This is a genomic window from Bacillus sp. FG16 (assembly GCF_057809515.1).
On sequence record NZ_JBMDKC010000062.1, the window covers coordinates 16,986 to 34,097 of the forward strand.

Below are 17,112 nucleotides of genomic sequence, written 5' to 3' on the forward strand. Positions count from 1 at the left end.
CGGGGGGCAACTGCCCGTAAAAGCCCGATTGGTGAAAGCTAATAATCAGTGGGAAATGGCACCCACTGATTAAAGTTTCACTTTATATAAAAATACTCAATTTCGAGAAAAAAGTTGCAATAACAAGGAAAAATGACGAGATTCTCGAATATATATTACAAAAGGGAGGGGATACTGTGTCATTTTTGTTTGTTCTGTCGACTGCTATTATTTTATTGTTTGTTTTATTCACTTTATATTATTATATTGCCGGTAAGAAAGAGGTTCCCCACCATCAGTTGTTAGAAGAAGAATTGGAACGAGAAGAATGACGCCTTTTATACAAGGTGTCATTTTTTTTGGCCATAATAGTCAGTTTTAACGTATTTCTCACAAAAAAACGTAATTTTTCTTAACTTAGTCCGCAAAAATAGTGAACATGTAGCATATATCAGTAGTGCGGGCAATACAATGGTATAAACCAAAGCAAAGAGAGTGTTTGAGGTGAGAAATCGTGAATCATTTCATTATAAATCCAAGAATGTTTAACGCTTACAAACAGCACTCACACTTACTTCTTAGTCGTATGCAGCGAGGCTCATTTCACCCTTCTCACATCCAAATTAGGGAGGCGAGTGGTGTGCACGATTACATCAAAGAGAGAACTATCAAGATTGGTAAGTATATCGTGGAGACAAGAAAGACAGTGCGTGTCATTGCAAAGGAATTTGGGGTATCAAAGAGTACAGTCCATAAAGATTTAACAGAACGTCTACCAGAGATTAATCCAGAGCTCGCAAATGAAGTAAAAGAAATTCTTGATTATCATAAGTCTATTCGTCATTTAAGAGGTGGAGAAGCAACAAAACAAAAGTATAGAAAAGAAGATGTAGAGAAGCCTGTACGTCAATAATGTTACAGTAGCAAACATTCCGTTCACATTCGGTAATATTTTTCAGAAGAATTCTTTTTGCGAATATTACGTTTCTGTTAAATTTATGATAAAATCAGAAATTAGGTGAAAAGAATTCGGGTGTAACCTGATTTTGAATATCGAGGAGGAAAAAACGGGAATGTTTGCGCGAGATATCGGAATTGACCTAGGTACGGCTAACGTATTAATTCATGTTAAAGGTAAGGGTATTGTATTAAATGAGCCATCTGTTGTGGCCATTGATCGTAATAGTGGTAAAGTATTAGCAGTCGGTGAAGAAGCAAGAAGTATGGTGGGACGTACGCCTGGTAATATTGTAGCAATTCGTCCACTTAAAGATGGTGTAATCGCAGATTTCGAAATTACAGAAGCAATGTTAAAGTATTTCATTAACAAATTGGACGTAAAGAGCTTCTTTTCAAAACCTCGTATTTTAATTTGTTGTCCAACAAATATTACATCAGTAGAACAAAAAGCAATTCGTGAAGCTGCTGAACGTTCAGGTGGTAAAACAGTATTTTTAGAAGAAGAACCAAAAGTAGCCGCAGTTGGTGCTGGTATGGAAATCTTCCAACCAAGCGGTAACATGGTTGTTGATATTGGTGGAGGTACAACAGATATCGCTGTACTATCTATGGGTGATATTGTTACCTCTTCCTCTATCAAAATGGCTGGCGATAAGTTTGATATGGAGATCTTAAACTATATTAAACGTAAGTATAAGCTATTAATCGGAGAACGTACTTCAGAAGATATTAAAATTAAAGTTGGTACAGTATTCCCAGGTGCACGTAGCGAAGAGCTTGAAATTCGCGGACGTGACATGGTAACAGGCTTACCACGTACAATTACAGTATGCTCTGAAGAAATTACAGAAGCATTAAAAGAAAATGCAGCTGTTATTGTACAAGCTGCAAAAGGCGTATTAGAGCGCACACCACCAGAATTATCTGCAGATATCATCGACCGCGGTGTTATTCTAACAGGCGGTGGAGCTTTACTACACGGTATCGATATGCTTCTAGCAGAAGAACTAAAAGTACCAGTATTAATTGCTGAAAACCCAATGCACTGCGTTGCGGTTGGTACAGGTATTATGTTAGAGAATATCGACAGATTACCAAAGCGTGCTTTGAGATAATTTGAAAGAACTAAGGCTGACGCCTTAGTTCTTTTTTTCGTTTTTATATTTTTTTATTTTGTTTTTTTGCGAAAATGGAAGGGAAATAGAGAAATATGAAGGAAACAGGTAAAATATTCATATATATGGTTAAATTTAATATTTCCTTAATTGAAAACGTTTATAATATAATGAGTCGAATACGACATTAAGGCAAATAATGTTTCAATACATATTGCCTTTCCCTAATTTGGGCATACACTCTTTTCCACCTCCGTGTCAGTTGCAAAAATGTGCAACTATTTCAATGGAATAGAGTGTGTGCATTTTTTTTTAGGAAGTTGTGCTAAATATAAAATGTTACTTTGTAATGACAAACAATAAACAAAATGGGATAATAGCAATATGTCCAAGTGGTAAGACCAATATTACAAAAGGGGCGATTGTTACATGCTAAATATAGAACAAATTAAAGAAATCATTCCTCACCGCTATCCATTTTTACTTGTTGATAAAATATTAGAAGTAGATGAAGGCAAAAGAGCGGTTGGGATTAAAAATGTATCCGCAAACGAAGAATTCTTTAACGGACACTTCCCTGACTATGCAGTTATGCCTGGTGTACTTATTGTAGAAGCATTAGCACAAGTCGGAGCAGTTGCAGTATTAAAGAAAGAAGAAAACCGCGGAAGACTTGCTTTCTTTGCAGGTATCGACAATTGCCGTTTCAAAAAACAAGTACGCCCAGGTGATCAGCTTCGTCTAGAAGTAGAAATGACACGCGTACGCGGTCCGATTGGAAAAGGAAAAGCAATCGCAACAGTAGATGGGGAAGTTGCATGTGAGACAGAAATTACATTTGCGATTGGTGATAAAGTGAAACTTTAATCAGAGGGGGAGTTTTCCATCCACCGCTGATTATTAGTTGAACCAATCGGGCATTTATGGGCAGTTAATCCTCACCTAACTTCTTTGATTCATCTGAATTTTTTGGTGAGGGTTTTACTGCCCGTTGATGCGGGGTAAAAAAGAATAGATAGTACTAAAAAATCTCCTTGTGAAAAGACAAGGGGATTTTTTTAATTTCTGCTATATAACGATGAAACGATAATTTGCAAACTAATCAGAAAATAACTTGTGAATAGATGGTAATTACCATATACTTACTTTATTATTTATCTAGAAAATAGGATAAGTGATAAAGGGAATAAAGAAATAAGGGCATTGTCATATTGTTAAGGTACTTAAATAAGACAAAGTAGAATGTTATTGATTATGATGAAATGTGGGGAAATCAGCAAGAATATTAATTAGACGTATGAAATCGAGCATAAGAGAGAGAAAAGGGAAATGTCGCATTTCACAAAAGGAGATTATGAATATGTTCGGGAGAAAGAAAAGAAAACCATTACGACAATTAATTACACATAAAGAGCCTAAATCGCGTATTACAGAACAATACCGTAACATTCGTACAAACATTGAGTTCACATCTGTAGATAATCATGTTCGTTCTATTATTGTTACTTCAGCAGATCCAGGTGACGGGAAAACAACGACAATCGCAAACTTAGCAGTTGTTTTCGGACAACAAGGAAAGAAAGTTTTACTAATTGGAGCTGACTTGCGTAAGCCGACGATACAAAACTTATTTGCCATTCATAGTTCAAATGGGTTAACGAACTTATTATCAGGACAAGCAAAACTTATGCAATGCATTCAAAAAACAGATATAGAGAACGTATACTTAATGGCAGCAGGTCCAATCCCGCCAAACCCAGCAGAACTATTAGGGAGCCGGGCGATGGACAAGGCGTTACTAGAAGCATATAACATGTTTGATATTATATTAATCGACACACCACCTGTCCTTGCGGTTACGGATGCACAAATACTTGCGAATAAATGTGATGGAATCGTACTCGTTGTACGAAGTGAAAAGACGGAGAAAGATAAAATCGTAAAAGCGAAACAAATATTAGATAAAGCATCAGGCAAAATACTAGGTGTCGTTTTAAACGATAAAAGAGAAGAAAAAGAACAGTATGGTTATTACTAAAATATCAAAAAGTCAACAAAAAACTTGTTGGCTTTTTTGTTTTCTGAAAATTATTTATCAAGTTATACATTGTAAAAAGCATGATATGATAAAATTTTTGGGAAATCATTGTAATGTGTTGTCATATTTAAGATTATTTTGTAAGATTAAACTTGTTTGTTAGAAGCTTGTACTAAATAATTTATTTAAATAAAAAAATATAAGATGAATATGCTATAATTTTTCTTATGTGCAAATTTTAGAAAGTTGGAGGAACTTATGGAAGAAACAATTAGTTTGAAAGAGTTATTTCATATTTTAAGAAAACGTTTAGGAATGATCCTCATAATCGCCTTTGGTGCAGCTATTGTAAGTGCTATTATTAGCTTCTTCTTTATGACACCGATCTATCAATCTTCAACACAAATTCTGGTCAATCAGAAGAAACAAGAGGGAACTGCCCTTCAGATTGGTGATGTACAAACCAATATACAACTGACAAATACATATAAGGTCATTATCAAGAGCCCAGTAATTGTAGAGCAAGTACAAAAAAAGTTGAATTTAAAAGAAACAGTACAAGATTTGACTCAAAAACTCGATGTTACAAATGAAAGAGACTCACAAGTTATTTCCGTTACAGCTCAGGATAAAGACCCAAAAGTGGCTAGTGAAATCGCAAATGTCACAGCTGAGGTATTTAAAGATGAAGTTGCAAAAATCATGAGTGTTGATAATGTTACCGTATTATCGAAAGCAGAAGTTTTTAAAGAACAGTCACCAATTAAACCACGACCAATATTAAATATTGCAATTATATTTGTAGTCGCTTTAATGGCTTCAACCGCATTAGCATTTGTACTAGAGTATCTAGATAACACTGTAAAAAAAGAAGAAGATGTAGAGAAATTACTTGGCTTACCAGTGTTAGGTATTGTCGCTCGTATGGATGAAGAAACAACAAATATGAAATCACATGCTCCATCATCAAGGAAAGTGAGGGGACAAACAATTGGCTCTTAATTTATTTAAAAAGAAAAAGAATCATCGTCAACGTCGTCAATTAATTGCTCAGCAACAACCGAAATCACCTATTTCGGAACAATATCGTAATATTCGAACGAATATTGAGTTTGCAGTTGTTGATACGAACTTACATTCATTAATGATAACGTCTGCTAATCCGAGTGAAGGAAAAACGACAACGACAGCGAATATGGCAGTTGTTTTTGCCCAACAGGGGAAAAAAGTATTATTAATTGATGCAGATATGCGTAAGCCAGCGATGCATCAAATGTTCCAATTAGATAATATTTTCGGATTAACGAACGTCTTAACGCATAGTGAACGTTTAGAGAAATGTGTACAAAAGACCGCTGTAGATAATCTACACTTTTTAGCGTGTGGTCCAATTCCACCAAACCCTGCAGAATTATTAGGTTCAAAATCAATGCAAGAGCTTCTTGGACAAGCATATAGTATGTACGATTTAGTGATTTTTGATTTGCCACCAATTTTAGCTGTAACAGACGCACAAATTATGGCAAACGTATGCGATGCTTCTATTCTTGTTGTTCGTAGTGAATCGACAGAGAAAGAAACAGCAGTAAAAGCAAAAGGATTGTTAGAATCGGCTAAAGGTAAACTGTTAGGTGTTGTTCTGAATGATTGTGAACGTGAACAAGGCTTATATTATTATTACGGTGCCAACTAATTAAAAGAGTGAGATATGGGAAAAACATATCTCCTTTTTTCCCTTGAATATGAGATATTCCTTATATTCAAGGGAAAAAAGATTAATATGAGAGAGGATGAAATAAATGATCGATTTACATTGTCACATTTTACATGGTATCGATGACGGTGCACAAACAGTAACTGATAGTTTAGCAATGGCACAACAAGCTGTAGCAGAAGGAATACATACAATTGTCGCAACGCCGCACCATCAAAATGGAAAATATGTAAATGAACGTATCTCAATTATTCATCACGTAAAACAATTAAATGATGAACTACAACAATATAATATTCCACTTACCATTTTACCTGGGCAAGAGGTCAGGTTATATGGCGATTTATTAGAAGACTATGAAGCTGGTAAAATCGTTACTTTAAATGAAACAAATAAATATATATTCATTGAATTTCCATCTAATCACGTACCACGTTATGCAGAACAATTATTATACGAACTACGTATAAAGGGAATGATTCCAATTATTGTTCATCCGGAACGTAATGCCGAGTTAATTGAGCGACCAGATAAGTTATATAATCTTGTAAATAAAGGGGCATTAACGCAAGTAACGGCAGGTAGTTTATTAGGGAATTTCGGTAAAAAAATTAAAAAGTTTTCATTACAACTTGTTGAACATAATTTAACACATATGCTTGCTTCAGATGCACATAACACAACGTCAAGAGGATTTCATTTAGCAGAAAGCTATGAATTAATTGAAAAAGAATTTGGAATGAATGTTATGAGTAATTTAAAAGAAAATCCGTACTTATTAATTAGCGGGAAGGCGATTTACAAAGAAGATCCAGAACAAATCCGTCGTAAAAAATTGTTCGGTATTTTTTAAATAAAGAATTGGTGATGTCTCCTAACCGTTATCAACGGGGGCACTCGGTCGTGCTGTGGGTAGAAAATTTTATTTCAAGCCTACCTTAGACGCTTGTCGTCGGTAGTATGACGTGAGGAGGGGTTAGATGCCCATAATTTTATTTGTAATAGAAACTCTACCTATAGAGTTATAACTATAACTCTATAGGTAGGGTTTTTGTTATTGTTGTATACAAATAAAAAAGATGTAGGAGGACTACAATTGAAAAAAGTAAGAAAAGCAATTATTCCAGCTGCTGGTCTTGGGACAAGGTTTTTACCAGCAACAAAGGCGATGCCAAAAGAAATGTTACCAATCGTCGATAAGCCCACAATTCAATACATAGTAGAAGAAGCAATGGAATCAGGAATTGAAGATATTATTATTGTCACTGGTAAAGGAAAACGTGCCATTGAAGATCATTTTGATCATTCTTTCGAACTAGAACAAAACCTTTTAGAAAAAGGAAAGTATGAAATGCTTGAGAAAGTACAAGCGTCTTCAAAAATTAATATTCATTACATAAGACAAAAAGAACCAAAAGGGCTAGGACACGCAGTATGGTGTGCACGTAAATTCATTGGAAATGAGCCATTTGCGGTATTACTTGGTGATGATATTGTTCAAGCAGAAACACCATGTTTACGTCAATTAATGGATCAATATGAAGGTACACAATCATCCGTTATTGGTGTACAAACGGTACCAGAAAATGAAACACATCGTTACGGTATTATCGACCCAGTTGAACAAAAGAATCGTAGCTATCAAGTGCGTCAATTTGTTGAAAAACCGGCTCAAGGGACAGCGCCATCTAATTTGGCAATTATGGGTCGTTACGTATTAACACCAGAAATCTTTATGTTCCTTGAAAACCAACAGACAGGTGCTGGTGGAGAAATTCAGTTAACAGATGCGATTCAAAGATTAAATGAAATTCAGCGTGTGTTTGCGTATGATTTTGAAGGCATTCGTTATGATGTTGGGGAGAAGTTTGGATTTATTAAGACAACAATTGAAATGGCACTTCAGCATGAAGAACTGAAAGAAGAGTTGATGGATTATATGAATGGACTTGTGAAAAAAGAAAATATACATATATAGAGGAGAGTAGGTAGACTTGGATAATCAAGAAATAGTAGGTACTTCGATTGAGCCGGAAGTAGAGAAGGTTAAGCAGCCTAGTATGATTTATTTATGTTCAAAAAGAGTGATGGATCTAATAGGGGCTATAGTGGGATTAGTAGTTTTTTCTCCGATTTTCGTCCTGATTTCAATCTTTTATATGTGGGGAGATAATAAAGGTCCTGTATTTTTCAAACAAGTGAGAATGGGGAAAAATGGTGAAAAGTTTTATATTTATAAATTCCGTTCAATGATTGTAAATGCAGAAGAAAAACTAAAAGAAAATGAAGTATTATATAAAAAATATGTAGCTAATAATTATAAATTAGAACCTAATGAAGACCCTCGTATTACGAAGTTAGGTCAGTTTTTAAGAAAAACAAGTTTAGATGAACTTCCGCAATTTATTAATGTTTTAAAAGGTGATATGAGTCTTGTAGGCCCAAGACCAGTGGTAAATGAGGAATTAGCTGAGTACGGTCATAAACTGGATGCTTTTTTATCTGTGAAACCTGGGATTACAGGTTATTGGCAAGTAAGTGGACGAAGTGATGTAGGTTATCCAGAAAGAGTAGATTTAGAGCTTCATTATGTAGAAAATGCGTCTTTATATTTTGATATTAAAATTCTAGTCCTTACTATTGTAAATGTAGTACTTCGTAAGGGAGCTTATTAATTATATAGTTGAAAAGGAGAGTTTTTTAGTGAAAGGAATTATTTTGGCAGGTGGAAGTGGTACACGATTATATCCACTTACTACGACTGTTTCCAAGCAGCTGTTACCGATATACGATAAACCTATGATTTATTATCCTTTATCAGTATTGATGCTCGCTGGAATTCGTGAAATTTTAATTATATCTACACCGCAGGATACCCCGCGTTTTGAACAACTATTAGGGAATGGGTCGCAGTTTGGAATTAGTCTTGAGTATGCAGTACAAGATTCTCCAGATGGGTTAGCACAGGCCTTTATTATTGGTGAGGAATTTATTGGTGATGACTCTGTAGCTTTAATATTAGGAGATAATTTATTTTATGGTCATGGCTTAACTAAACTTTTATTAAATGCGGTAAATCGCCAAAATGGTGCAACAGTATTCGGTTATTATGTAAATGATCCAGAGCGTTTTGGGGTCGTTGAGTTTAGTGAGTCTGGAAAGGCTATGTCTATTGAAGAGAAACCAACGGAACCTAAGTCTAATTATGCAGTAACTGGCTTATATTTCTATGATAACAGAGTTGTAGAAATTGCTAAGAATATTAAGCCGTCAGCTCGTGGAGAGTTAGAAATTACAGATATAAATAAAGTTTATTTAGAAGAACATCACTTGAATGTGGAGATTCTTGGTCGAGGTTTTTCGTGGTTAGATTCTGGAACGCACGAATCATTATTAGAGGCATCACAATTTATTGAAACGATTGAAAAACGTCAAAGCCTAAAAGTAGCTTGTTTAGAAGAAATTGCTTTTCGAAAAGGGTACATTACACGTGAACAATTATTGGTATTAGCAGAACCAATGAAAAAAAATCAGTACGGTCAATATTTAATTCAATTAGCCGAACAAATTAAGACGAAGCAACCAATCTATCAATAAGGGAGTGGATAGAATGAAGATTATTGAAACTAAAATTCCAGATGTGATGATTTTAGAACCTAATGTATTTGGCGACCACCGAGGATATTTTATGGAAAGTTATAGTAAAGGTGTATTTGAAGAACTAGGCTTGAAACGTGAGTTCATTCAAGATAATCAATCTTTATCAGTTCCTGCAGGGACATTACGAGGTTTACATTTTCAATTAAATCCTAAGGCACAAACAAAAATAGTACGCTGTATTACAGGTGCTATCTATGATGTGGCCGTTGATATTCGAAAAGGTTCACCTACATACGGCCAATGGGTTGGTGTCATTTTAAGTGAGCATAATAAAAGACAATTAGTTGTCCCAAAAGGATTTGCACATGGTTTTTGTACACTAGTACCTAATTCAACAGTTGCTTATAAAGTGGACGAGTATTATTCTCCAGAACATGATGCGGGGATTTTATGGAATGACCCAGCACTAAGCATAGATTGGCCAGTAGGTAATCCAATTCTTTCAGAAAAAGATACTAAGCATATGCCATTAGCGGAAGCTGATATTAATTTTGTATACGAGAAATGAGGAGGAACAGCATGAAAATATTAGTAACAGGTGGGGCGGGATTCATTGGAAGTAATTTTGTAAATTACATGGTGAAAAAGTACCCAGTATATAATGTTGTAAATTTAGATGCATTAACGTATGCAGGAAATTTAGAGAATTTAAAAGCTATTGAGGATGCCCCTAATTATAAATTTGTTAAGGGTGATATTGCAGATCGTCAATTTATCAATCAGCTATTTGAAGAAGAAAGTTTTGATTATGTATTGAATTTTGCTGCGGAATCACATGTAGATAGAAGTATCACAAATCCAGATATTTTTATCCAAACGAATATTCAAGGTACTCAAATACTTTTAGATGCTGCAAAAAATGCAAAAATCAAAAAATATCTACAAGTTTCAACAGATGAAGTATATGGTACTTTAGGAGACACAGGATACTTTACAGAAGAAACACCGTTAGCTTCAAATAGTCCGTATAGTTCAAGTAAAGCAGGGGCAGATTTACTAGTTCGTGCATACCATGAAACATTTGGATTACCAGTCAACATTACACGCTGTTCAAATAACTATGGGCCGTTTCATTTTCCAGAGAAATTAATCCCGTTAATGATTATTAATGCATTAAACAATAAACAATTACCAGTATATGGTGATGGGCTAAATGTACGTGATTGGTTACATGTGGAAGATCATTGTCAAGCTATTGATTTGGTACTTCATAAGGGGAAAAATGGTGAGGTATATAATGTTGGTGGAAATAATGAGCGTACTAATATTGAAATTGTAAAAACGATTTTAAAAGCACTAGATAAGCCAGAGTCTTTAATTCAATATGTTACGGATCGTCCAGGACACGACCGTCGCTATGCAATTGATGCGACAAAACTTCGTGAGGAGTTAGGTTGGTCACCAAAGTATAACTTTGATACTGGAATTGAACAAACGATTAACTGGTACTTAGAAAATCAAGATTGGTGGAATAACATTATCTCTGGAGAATACCAAGAATACTTTGATAATCAATACGGTAATAGATTAGAGGTTAAGTAAATGAAGGTTATTGTCACAGGAGCAAAAGGTCAACTTGCACAAGATGTGTTAAGACAGTTAGAACATACAGGTTTACAAGTATATGGTGTTGATCGTGAAGAGCTAGATATAACAAATAATGAGGCTGTACAAGCTTACATAAATAAAATTAAGCCAGATGCAATTATGCATTGTGCAGCTTATACAAATGTTGATGCTGCAGAAGAAGATGCAGACACTGCTTATAAAGTAAATGGACTAGGTACAAAGTATTTAGCACAAGCTGCAGGAGAAATCGGAGCGAAAATGTTGTACATTAGTACCGATTATGTTTTTAATGGTACAGCCAAAGAGCCTTATAAAACTAGTGAACCGACAAAACCATTGGGAGTATATGGTGAAACAAAATTAGCAGGTGAAACATTTGTGCAACAGTACGTGGATAAATTCTTTATTGTTCGTACAGCTTGGGTATTCGGTATATTTGGAAATAATTTTGTAAAAACGATGTTACGTTTAGGAAGAGAGCATGATGAAATCAGTGTAGTACATGATCAGGTGGGTTCTCCAACGTATACGGTGGACTTAGCTCGTTTTATGATTGAATTAATTAGTTCTGAAAAATATGGTATTTATCATGCAACCAACGCAGGAATATGTTCATGGTACGAATTTGCGGTAGAAATATTTAAGCAAGCTGAAATGGATATTAATGTAAAACCTGTGACTACTGAAGAGTTTCCTAGACCAGCAGATCGACCTAAATATTCTGTTTTAGATAAAAAGAAAATCGAAGAAGAAGGTTTTCTTCCATTACAAGATTGGAAAAAAGCTGTAGCATGTTATCTTTCAGAAAACAGATAAACGATTTGAGTAGAAACTTTTTTAATTTGATTTTTAGAAAGACCCTTTAACTATATAAGTATATAGCTAAAGGGTTTAATTTGTATGTAATTATTTATTGATATTGACTGATAGAGTTGTATTTTGGGAATGTCAAAATAATTGACGGATATAGTAAAGGAGAAAAAAATGAAACAAGTTTCAATATTAATTCCTACTTACAATGCGGGAGTTGAAATAAGGACATTATTGAATAAATTGTATAGTCAAAAACTTCCAGAAGGCATAGGGCTAGAAATAATTATTGTAGATTCTAGTTCTACAGATAATACAAAAGAGATAATAATGAATGAATTCCCAAAGGTAAAATTTACGGAGATACCGAATAAGCATTTTGATCATGGTGGTACCAGAAATGACTTGGCCAAAATAGCATCAGGGGATTATTTATTATACATGACTCAAGATGCTATACCAGTTGATAATAATCTTATAATAAGTTTTATGAAAGAATTAGAGAATGAGGATAATTTGATTTGTTTTGCAAGACAAATTCCTAAAGAAAATGCCAATATTTTAGAGCAATTTGCAAGAGGTTTTAATTATCCAGATGAGAAAATTGTAAAGAACTTAGAGCAAGTAGGAAAGCTAGGAATTAAAACGTTTTTCTGTTCAAATGTATGCTGTATGTATAAAAGAATATTATTTAAAGACCCATATAATGGTTTCCCACAAAAAGTAATATTAAATGAGGATTTAATATTAGCATCTAAGGTTATTCTAGACGGAAAAAATGTAATATACACCCCGACAGCGAAGGTCTTTCATTCGCATAATTATAACCTAAAACAACAATTTAAGAGGTATTTTGATATAGGAATGGCATTTGAATCAACAAATTATTTATTAGAGCATGTATCTAATGAAAAAGAAGGGGCAAGGATGATAAAAAAACAAGCAAACTTCCTCTGGAAAGAGAATAAGAAAATGCTTGTATATGCAACGGTTGAAAATGCAGTGAAATTAGTAGCTTATAAATTAGGTAAGATTCACAAAATTATTCCTGTGCCGTTAAAGAGAAAATTATCAGCTTATATGAAATAATTAGGGGGCTATCATGAAATATAAATTTTCTTTAATAATGGCTACACAAGGTCGGGATAAAGAAATTGGATTGTTCTTAGAAAGTATTAAACAAGTAGATTATGATTTGCAAGAAGTGCAAATTATAATTGTAGATCAAAATGATGTAGAAAAAATTAATTTGGAAGAAATTATTTTGGAATATACGCACTTGAATATTGTTCATGTTAAGAGCAATATAAAAGGTTTGTCGTATAATCGGAATATTGGTTTGGAATATGCAGAAGGTGAATATATTGCTTATCCGGATGATGATTGCGAATATTACCCTAATACTTTAAAGGAAGTAGAAGAAGCATTTCAAAAGAATCCTGATTCTAATTTGATTTTAGGAAGGATAATTGATAAATCGGGAAATGATGTAATACGTAAATGGTCAAAACAAACCGTAAATATTACAAAAAACAACTTCTTTACTAAAGTTTCTTCTATTACTATGTTTCTAAGGAATTCAAAAGATATATATAGATTTAATGAAAAGCTAGGAGTAGGTACCTATTTTGGTTCCTGTGAGGACACAGATATTGTATACAGATATACGAGATCTTCACAAGTTATATACAGTCCTAAAATTGAAGTTTATCATCCACATCCTAATCAAGATATAAGTGTGGAGAAAGTTAAAAGTTACTCGTTAGGATTTGGAGGTTTTGTAAAATCTAATTTAGACTTCCACACACTTGTTTTATTTTTTAAGGTGTTAGTGTATCATATGTTAAAATTAGTAGGTGTATTGATGACTTTAAATAAGAATAAAATTTTGAGAGGATGGAATTCTGTATATTGTAGGGTAAAGGGTTTTTCAGATTATACTAAAAATGAGAGAGAATAATAATGAAAATTCAAGCGAAAAATACAATTCAATTGCTTTTTTATATGAGTGTTTTGTCTATTTTTATAATTAATTCTAATGTATATCCCATTATATTCGGATTGTTCGTTGTAGGTACAAGTATTATATTTTTATATAATCATGAATATAAAATTAAAAAATGGACTTTGGTAATTTTAGGTTTCTTATTGTGGAGTGTTATAATTTTTATAATACAAAATGAATATACATCCGATAATTTAAAAATGCTATTTAAGATGATAATAAATTTACTATTTTTCTTTACAGTATTAAACAGTAGTGAGAAAATTGTGGATGAATTATTTTGGAAAAGATTAAAAATAGTATTTGAGATAATTATCATAATTAGTTTTGTACAATATATATTTTTATACTATAAGTTAAATTTATTTTCTTTAGTACTAAATACATCAGATTCAATGACGGCATATAGAATTACAGAAAACCCACAACTTCTTTTTTGGGGGAACTATTCAAAAAATATTTTAGCTACTAAAATAGTATTGGCTCAAATCTGTTATTTTTATATTATTATTAATAAATTCAAATTTACAAAGGGAAATATGACGATTTTGGCATTATCCGTTTGTAATGCGATACTTTGTTTAAGCAGAACAGCGCAATTAACGTATTTTGGAGCTTTGGGGATATATGTAATTTTTAAAATTATGAAGTCAGATAAAACATATGTAAAAGCATTTTCTGTAGTGCCTATATTAATGGGAGTATGTATTGTATTTGTAAAGTTGGATGACTTACTTCGTATTAATTTTGATATTACAGACGGTGGTTATATCCGTTTAATATATTGGAATACTTTCATGGATCGCTTTTTTGAAACAAGCTATTTAATAGGAAATGGATTGTTAAGTACAGCGGGCTTTTTAAGTAAATATGCGTATTACTATATTGGAGAAAATAATATGCATAATGTTTTCTTAAATATGTTGCTTGATTTCGGGATCGTGGGAACATTTCTTTATGGATGGATCCTTCTTTTTTATTATAAATCATATAGATTGCGTTCTAAAAAAGTATATAATAGGATTATTCTATTATTTTCATGGTTTGCTGTAACATCTTTACAATATGTAGGTTATGATAATGATTTAATAATTTTTCTGGTGATTTTTTATTTAGTGCACTGTAGTTCAATAGTTATAAAGAAAAATTCAATAGGTGAAAATACAGTCCATAAAGCGTAAATATTTTAAGAGATTTTTGTTACGTTATGTTATAGTGTATAATTGATTGCGAATTGATACATTATTAACGCTGTAATTTGAAGTTTTGTACAATATTTAAAAAGAAGGTATGAAAATGAAGAAAAAATTTTTATTGTGGACCTTGGTTATAGTCGGTAGTGTTTTACTTGTTGGTGGGGGCTTTGCATATTATATATACTCCGATGTAACTAAAACATTAGATGCTGTGCATAAGCCATTAAATCGCGAGAAGTCGGATAAACGTGAAGAAAAAGTAAATATAGCAGATCAGAAACCCATTTCAATTTTAATGATGGGAGTGGATCAAAGAGAAAATGAAACTGGTAGATCGGATTCACTTATTCTATTTACTTTAAATCCTAAGCAAAAATCAATGAAGATGACTAGTATACCAAGGGATTCTTACACAGAAATTGTCGGTAAAGGAAAAAAAGATAAGATAAATCATGCTTATGCCTTTGGTGGTATAAACATGGCAGTTAAAACAGTAGAGAACTTTTTAAATATACCGGTAGATCATTATATAGAGGTAAATATGGCTGGTTTTAAAGATATTGTTGATGCTGTTGGTGGTGTGGATGTGAATAATGATTTAGATTTCCAATATGAAAATATTCACTTTGAAAAAGGTAATATTCATTTGGATGGTACTAAAGCATTACATTATTCACGAATGAGATACGATGATCCACGTGGTGACTTTGGTCGTCAAATGCGCCAACGTCAAGTCATCCAAGCAGTAATTAAAAAAGGTGCCAATGTATCTTCTCTAGCAAGCTATGGTGATGTATTAAAAGCAATTGAGAAAAATGTTAAAACAAGTTTAACTCAAGAGCAAATGTTTGAGATTCAAAAGAACTATAAAGATTGCATGGAGAATAGTGAAGAAATCCAAATTTCTGGCGATGGCCACAAAGCCGCTGATGGTATTTGGTACTACTATGTTCCAGAGGCAGCGAAACAAGATTTGACGAATAAGCTAAGAGCACACCTTGAATTGACTAATTAATATGTAATAACCCAACTCCTTTGGAAGGAGTTGGGTTTATTTTTGCATGAATTTATATTAATATTATATGTTGTGAGATTAATAGATGAGGTGAATTAATGAATAAGAAAGCAGTACTTGTTCTTGTTGTTTTTGTATTGTTTGTTGCTTCGGTTGTAAGTGGTAAACTGTACTGGAATAAGAAAGTTGCAAAGGCGACAGGACAGACGAGTGAAGTAACGAAAACAAAGGCTGAAGTGAAAGATAGCGGAGCAAAGAAAGAAGAGAAACAACAAGATGCGAAGTCATCTTTTAATGAAGCGTATGCGAAAAACTTACCAGATGCAGTGAAAGAGAAGTTAAAGAAATCTGCTGCGGAGAAAAAGGAAGTAAATCTTGTTATTGTTGGTGATGAAGCTTCTTCATCTGAAAAAGATGCTTGGACAAATAAGTTAACAACTAATTTAGAAACTGCTTACGGTAAAGGTTTATGGAATGTGACGGTAAAAGAATATAAAGGTGAAAGCACGGATGAATTAATTGAAAACAAACGTGATAAGGAGATTGCGAAAGGTAATCCTGACGTGATTTTATTTGAGCCGCCATTCATTACTGATAATAGTAAAACTGGCAATGGAAACTCTGTCGCGAATACACAGAAGTTCATTCAATCACTTTCTACTAGCGCAAAAGGTGCTACGATTATGATTCAACCATCAAATCCAGTTTATGGTGCGAAGAATTACCCGAAAGCAATTGAGGCATTAAAACAATTTGCTTCGCAAAATGGTTATACATATGTTGATCATTGGGGAGCGTGGCCTGATGCATCGACAAAAGCAATTTTACCATACTTACAAGAAGAGTTTGGTTTCCCTAGTGCGAAAGGGCATGATGTTTGGGCGAAATATGTAACTGATTATTTCGTTGCTAAGTAAAAAGGAAGTTTAAAGGGGTAATCATTTCTGTTGTGATTGCCTCTTTTTGTTAATAAGTTATAACAGTGGAGGTATACTCATGGCAATACTTGTAACAGGTGGAGCAGGATATATTGGTAGTCATACATGTGTAG

19 protein-coding genes are annotated in these 17,112 nt (G+C 33.4%); all 19 read left to right on the forward strand.

Annotated elements, in window-relative coordinates:
• Nucleotides 1-176 precede the first annotated feature (176 nt).
• Nucleotides 177-311 (forward strand): hypothetical protein, encoded by a 135-nt coding sequence (locus ACODS7_RS20730; protein WP_000008903.1) that lies wholly within the window; start codon nt 177-179, stop codon nt 309-311.
• Nucleotides 312-619: 308 nt separating this feature from the next.
• Entirely contained in the window at nt 620-892 is a 273-nt protein-coding gene (spoIIID, locus tag ACODS7_RS20735) for a sporulation transcriptional regulator SpoIIID (RefSeq protein ID WP_000544012.1), read from the forward strand.
• 160 nt (nt 893-1,052) lie between these two features.
• Nucleotides 1,053-2,054, forward strand: a complete 1,002-nt coding sequence (locus tag ACODS7_RS20740; RefSeq protein ID WP_000457978.1) for a rod shape-determining protein — start codon at nt 1,053-1,055, stop codon at nt 2,052-2,054.
• A 429-nt stretch (nt 2,055-2,483) separates the two neighbouring features.
• Nucleotides 2,484-2,921, forward strand: a complete 438-nt coding sequence (gene fabZ / locus ACODS7_RS20745; RefSeq protein ID WP_105434375.1) for a 3-hydroxyacyl-ACP dehydratase FabZ — start codon at nt 2,484-2,486, stop codon at nt 2,919-2,921.
• A 493-nt stretch (nt 2,922-3,414) separates the two neighbouring features.
• Nucleotides 3,415-4,092, forward strand: coding sequence for a CpsD/CapB family tyrosine-protein kinase (locus tag ACODS7_RS20750; RefSeq protein ID WP_243168348.1), 678 nt, complete (start codon nt 3,415-3,417; stop codon nt 4,090-4,092).
• A gap of 258 nt (nt 4,093-4,350) precedes the next feature.
• The gene (locus ACODS7_RS20755; RefSeq protein ID WP_243168347.1) at nt 4,351-5,094 is read left to right on the forward strand and encodes a YveK family protein; all 744 of its coding nucleotides are present in this window, start codon (nt 4,351-4,353) and stop codon (nt 5,092-5,094) included.
• A complete protein-coding gene (locus ACODS7_RS20760) occupies nt 5,084-5,785 on the forward strand; it encodes a CpsD/CapB family tyrosine-protein kinase (RefSeq protein ID WP_049107326.1) in 702 nt (233 codons plus the stop codon). The genes ACODS7_RS20755 and ACODS7_RS20760 overlap by 11 nt, the downstream gene beginning before the upstream one ends.
• Nucleotides 5,786-5,891: 106 nt before the next feature.
• Nucleotides 5,892-6,659, forward strand: a complete 768-nt coding sequence (locus ACODS7_RS20765; RefSeq protein WP_243168346.1) for a tyrosine-protein phosphatase — start codon at nt 5,892-5,894, stop codon at nt 6,657-6,659.
• 243 nt (nt 6,660-6,902) lie between these two features.
• Nucleotides 6,903-7,784: a UTP--glucose-1-phosphate uridylyltransferase GalU gene (gene galU, locus ACODS7_RS20770; protein WP_243168345.1), complete on the forward strand. Its 882-nt coding sequence runs from the start codon at nt 6,903-6,905 to the stop codon at nt 7,782-7,784.
• Nucleotides 7,785-7,866: 82 nt separating this feature from the next.
• Nucleotides 7,867-8,481 (forward strand): sugar transferase, encoded by a 615-nt coding sequence (locus ACODS7_RS20775; protein ID WP_373371765.1) that lies wholly within the window; start codon nt 7,867-7,869, stop codon nt 8,479-8,481.
• A 28-nt stretch (nt 8,482-8,509) separates the two neighbouring features.
• The gene (rfbA, locus tag ACODS7_RS20780) at nt 8,510-9,403 is read left to right on the forward strand and encodes a glucose-1-phosphate thymidylyltransferase RfbA (protein WP_016125734.1); all 894 of its coding nucleotides are present in this window, start codon (nt 8,510-8,512) and stop codon (nt 9,401-9,403) included.
• A gap of 13 nt (nt 9,404-9,416) precedes the next feature.
• Nucleotides 9,417-9,974, forward strand: coding sequence for a dTDP-4-dehydrorhamnose 3,5-epimerase (gene rfbC, locus ACODS7_RS20785; RefSeq protein ID WP_243168987.1), 558 nt, complete (start codon nt 9,417-9,419; stop codon nt 9,972-9,974).
• An 11-nt stretch (nt 9,975-9,985) separates the two neighbouring features.
• On the forward strand, nt 9,986-11,008 hold the full coding sequence (gene rfbB / locus ACODS7_RS20790; protein ID WP_243168986.1) for a dTDP-glucose 4,6-dehydratase: 1,023 nt from the start codon (nt 9,986-9,988) through the stop codon (nt 11,006-11,008).
• The gene (gene rfbD / locus ACODS7_RS20795; RefSeq protein WP_243168985.1) at nt 11,009-11,851 is read left to right on the forward strand and encodes a dTDP-4-dehydrorhamnose reductase; all 843 of its coding nucleotides are present in this window, start codon (nt 11,009-11,011) and stop codon (nt 11,849-11,851) included.
• Nucleotides 11,852-12,019: 168 nt separating this feature from the next.
• Nucleotides 12,020-12,934: a glycosyltransferase family 2 protein gene (locus tag ACODS7_RS20800; RefSeq protein ID WP_243168984.1), complete on the forward strand. Its 915-nt coding sequence runs from the start codon at nt 12,020-12,022 to the stop codon at nt 12,932-12,934.
• 13 nt (nt 12,935-12,947) lie between these two features.
• Nucleotides 12,948-13,805 (forward strand): glycosyltransferase family 2 protein, encoded by an 858-nt coding sequence (locus tag ACODS7_RS20805; protein WP_243168983.1) that lies wholly within the window; start codon nt 12,948-12,950, stop codon nt 13,803-13,805.
• Between the two features lie 2 nt (nt 13,806-13,807).
• Nucleotides 13,808-15,031 carry an O-antigen ligase family protein gene (locus ACODS7_RS20810; RefSeq protein ID WP_243168982.1) on the forward strand — a complete coding sequence of 408 codons (1,224 nt, stop codon included), beginning with the start codon at nt 13,808-13,810 and terminating at the stop codon, nt 15,029-15,031.
• A 115-nt stretch (nt 15,032-15,146) separates the two neighbouring features.
• Nucleotides 15,147-16,061, forward strand: a complete 915-nt coding sequence (tagU, locus tag ACODS7_RS20815; RefSeq protein WP_243168981.1) for a polyisoprenyl-teichoic acid--peptidoglycan teichoic acid transferase TagU — start codon at nt 15,147-15,149, stop codon at nt 16,059-16,061.
• Between the two features lie 98 nt (nt 16,062-16,159).
• Nucleotides 16,160-16,978 (forward strand): SGNH/GDSL hydrolase family protein, encoded by an 819-nt coding sequence (locus tag ACODS7_RS20820; RefSeq protein ID WP_243168980.1) that lies wholly within the window; start codon nt 16,160-16,162, stop codon nt 16,976-16,978.
• The last annotated feature ends 134 nt before the right edge of the window (nt 16,979-17,112 follow it).

Excerpts from the sequence above, each read along its gene's own strand:
- ACODS7_RS20755 (WP_243168347.1), top strand. The coding sequence starts at position 4,351 with ATGGAAGAAACAATTAGTTTGAAAGAGTTATTTCATATTTTAAGAAAA.
- ACODS7_RS20740 (WP_000457978.1), top strand. The coding sequence starts at position 1,053 with ATGTTTGCGCGAGATATCGGAATTGACCTAGGTACGGCTAACGTATTA.
- fabZ (WP_105434375.1), top strand. The coding sequence starts at position 2,484 with ATGCTAAATATAGAACAAATTAAAGAAATCATTCCTCACCGCTATCCA.
- ACODS7_RS20800 (WP_243168984.1), top strand. The coding sequence starts at position 12,020 with ATGAAACAAGTTTCAATATTAATTCCTACTTACAATGCGGGAGTTGAA.
- ACODS7_RS20820 (WP_243168980.1), top strand. The coding sequence starts at position 16,160 with ATGAATAAGAAAGCAGTACTTGTTCTTGTTGTTTTTGTATTGTTTGTT.
- ACODS7_RS20750 (WP_243168348.1), top strand. The coding sequence starts at position 3,415 with ATGTTCGGGAGAAAGAAAAGAAAACCATTACGACAATTAATTACACAT.
- ACODS7_RS20765 (WP_243168346.1), top strand. The coding sequence starts at position 5,892 with ATGATCGATTTACATTGTCACATTTTACATGGTATCGATGACGGTGCA.
- rfbD (WP_243168985.1), top strand. The coding sequence starts at position 11,009 with ATGAAGGTTATTGTCACAGGAGCAAAAGGTCAACTTGCACAAGATGTG.
- ACODS7_RS20775 (WP_373371765.1), top strand. The coding sequence starts at position 7,867 with ATGATTTATTTATGTTCAAAAAGAGTGATGGATCTAATAGGGGCTATA.
- ACODS7_RS20810 (WP_243168982.1), top strand. The coding sequence starts at position 13,808 with ATGAAAATTCAAGCGAAAAATACAATTCAATTGCTTTTTTATATGAGT.
- tagU (WP_243168981.1), top strand. The coding sequence starts at position 15,147 with ATGAAGAAAAAATTTTTATTGTGGACCTTGGTTATAGTCGGTAGTGTT.
- rfbC (WP_243168987.1), top strand. The coding sequence starts at position 9,417 with ATGAAGATTATTGAAACTAAAATTCCAGATGTGATGATTTTAGAACCT.
- ACODS7_RS20805 (WP_243168983.1), top strand. The coding sequence starts at position 12,948 with ATGAAATATAAATTTTCTTTAATAATGGCTACACAAGGTCGGGATAAA.
- rfbB (WP_243168986.1), top strand. The coding sequence starts at position 9,986 with ATGAAAATATTAGTAACAGGTGGGGCGGGATTCATTGGAAGTAATTTT.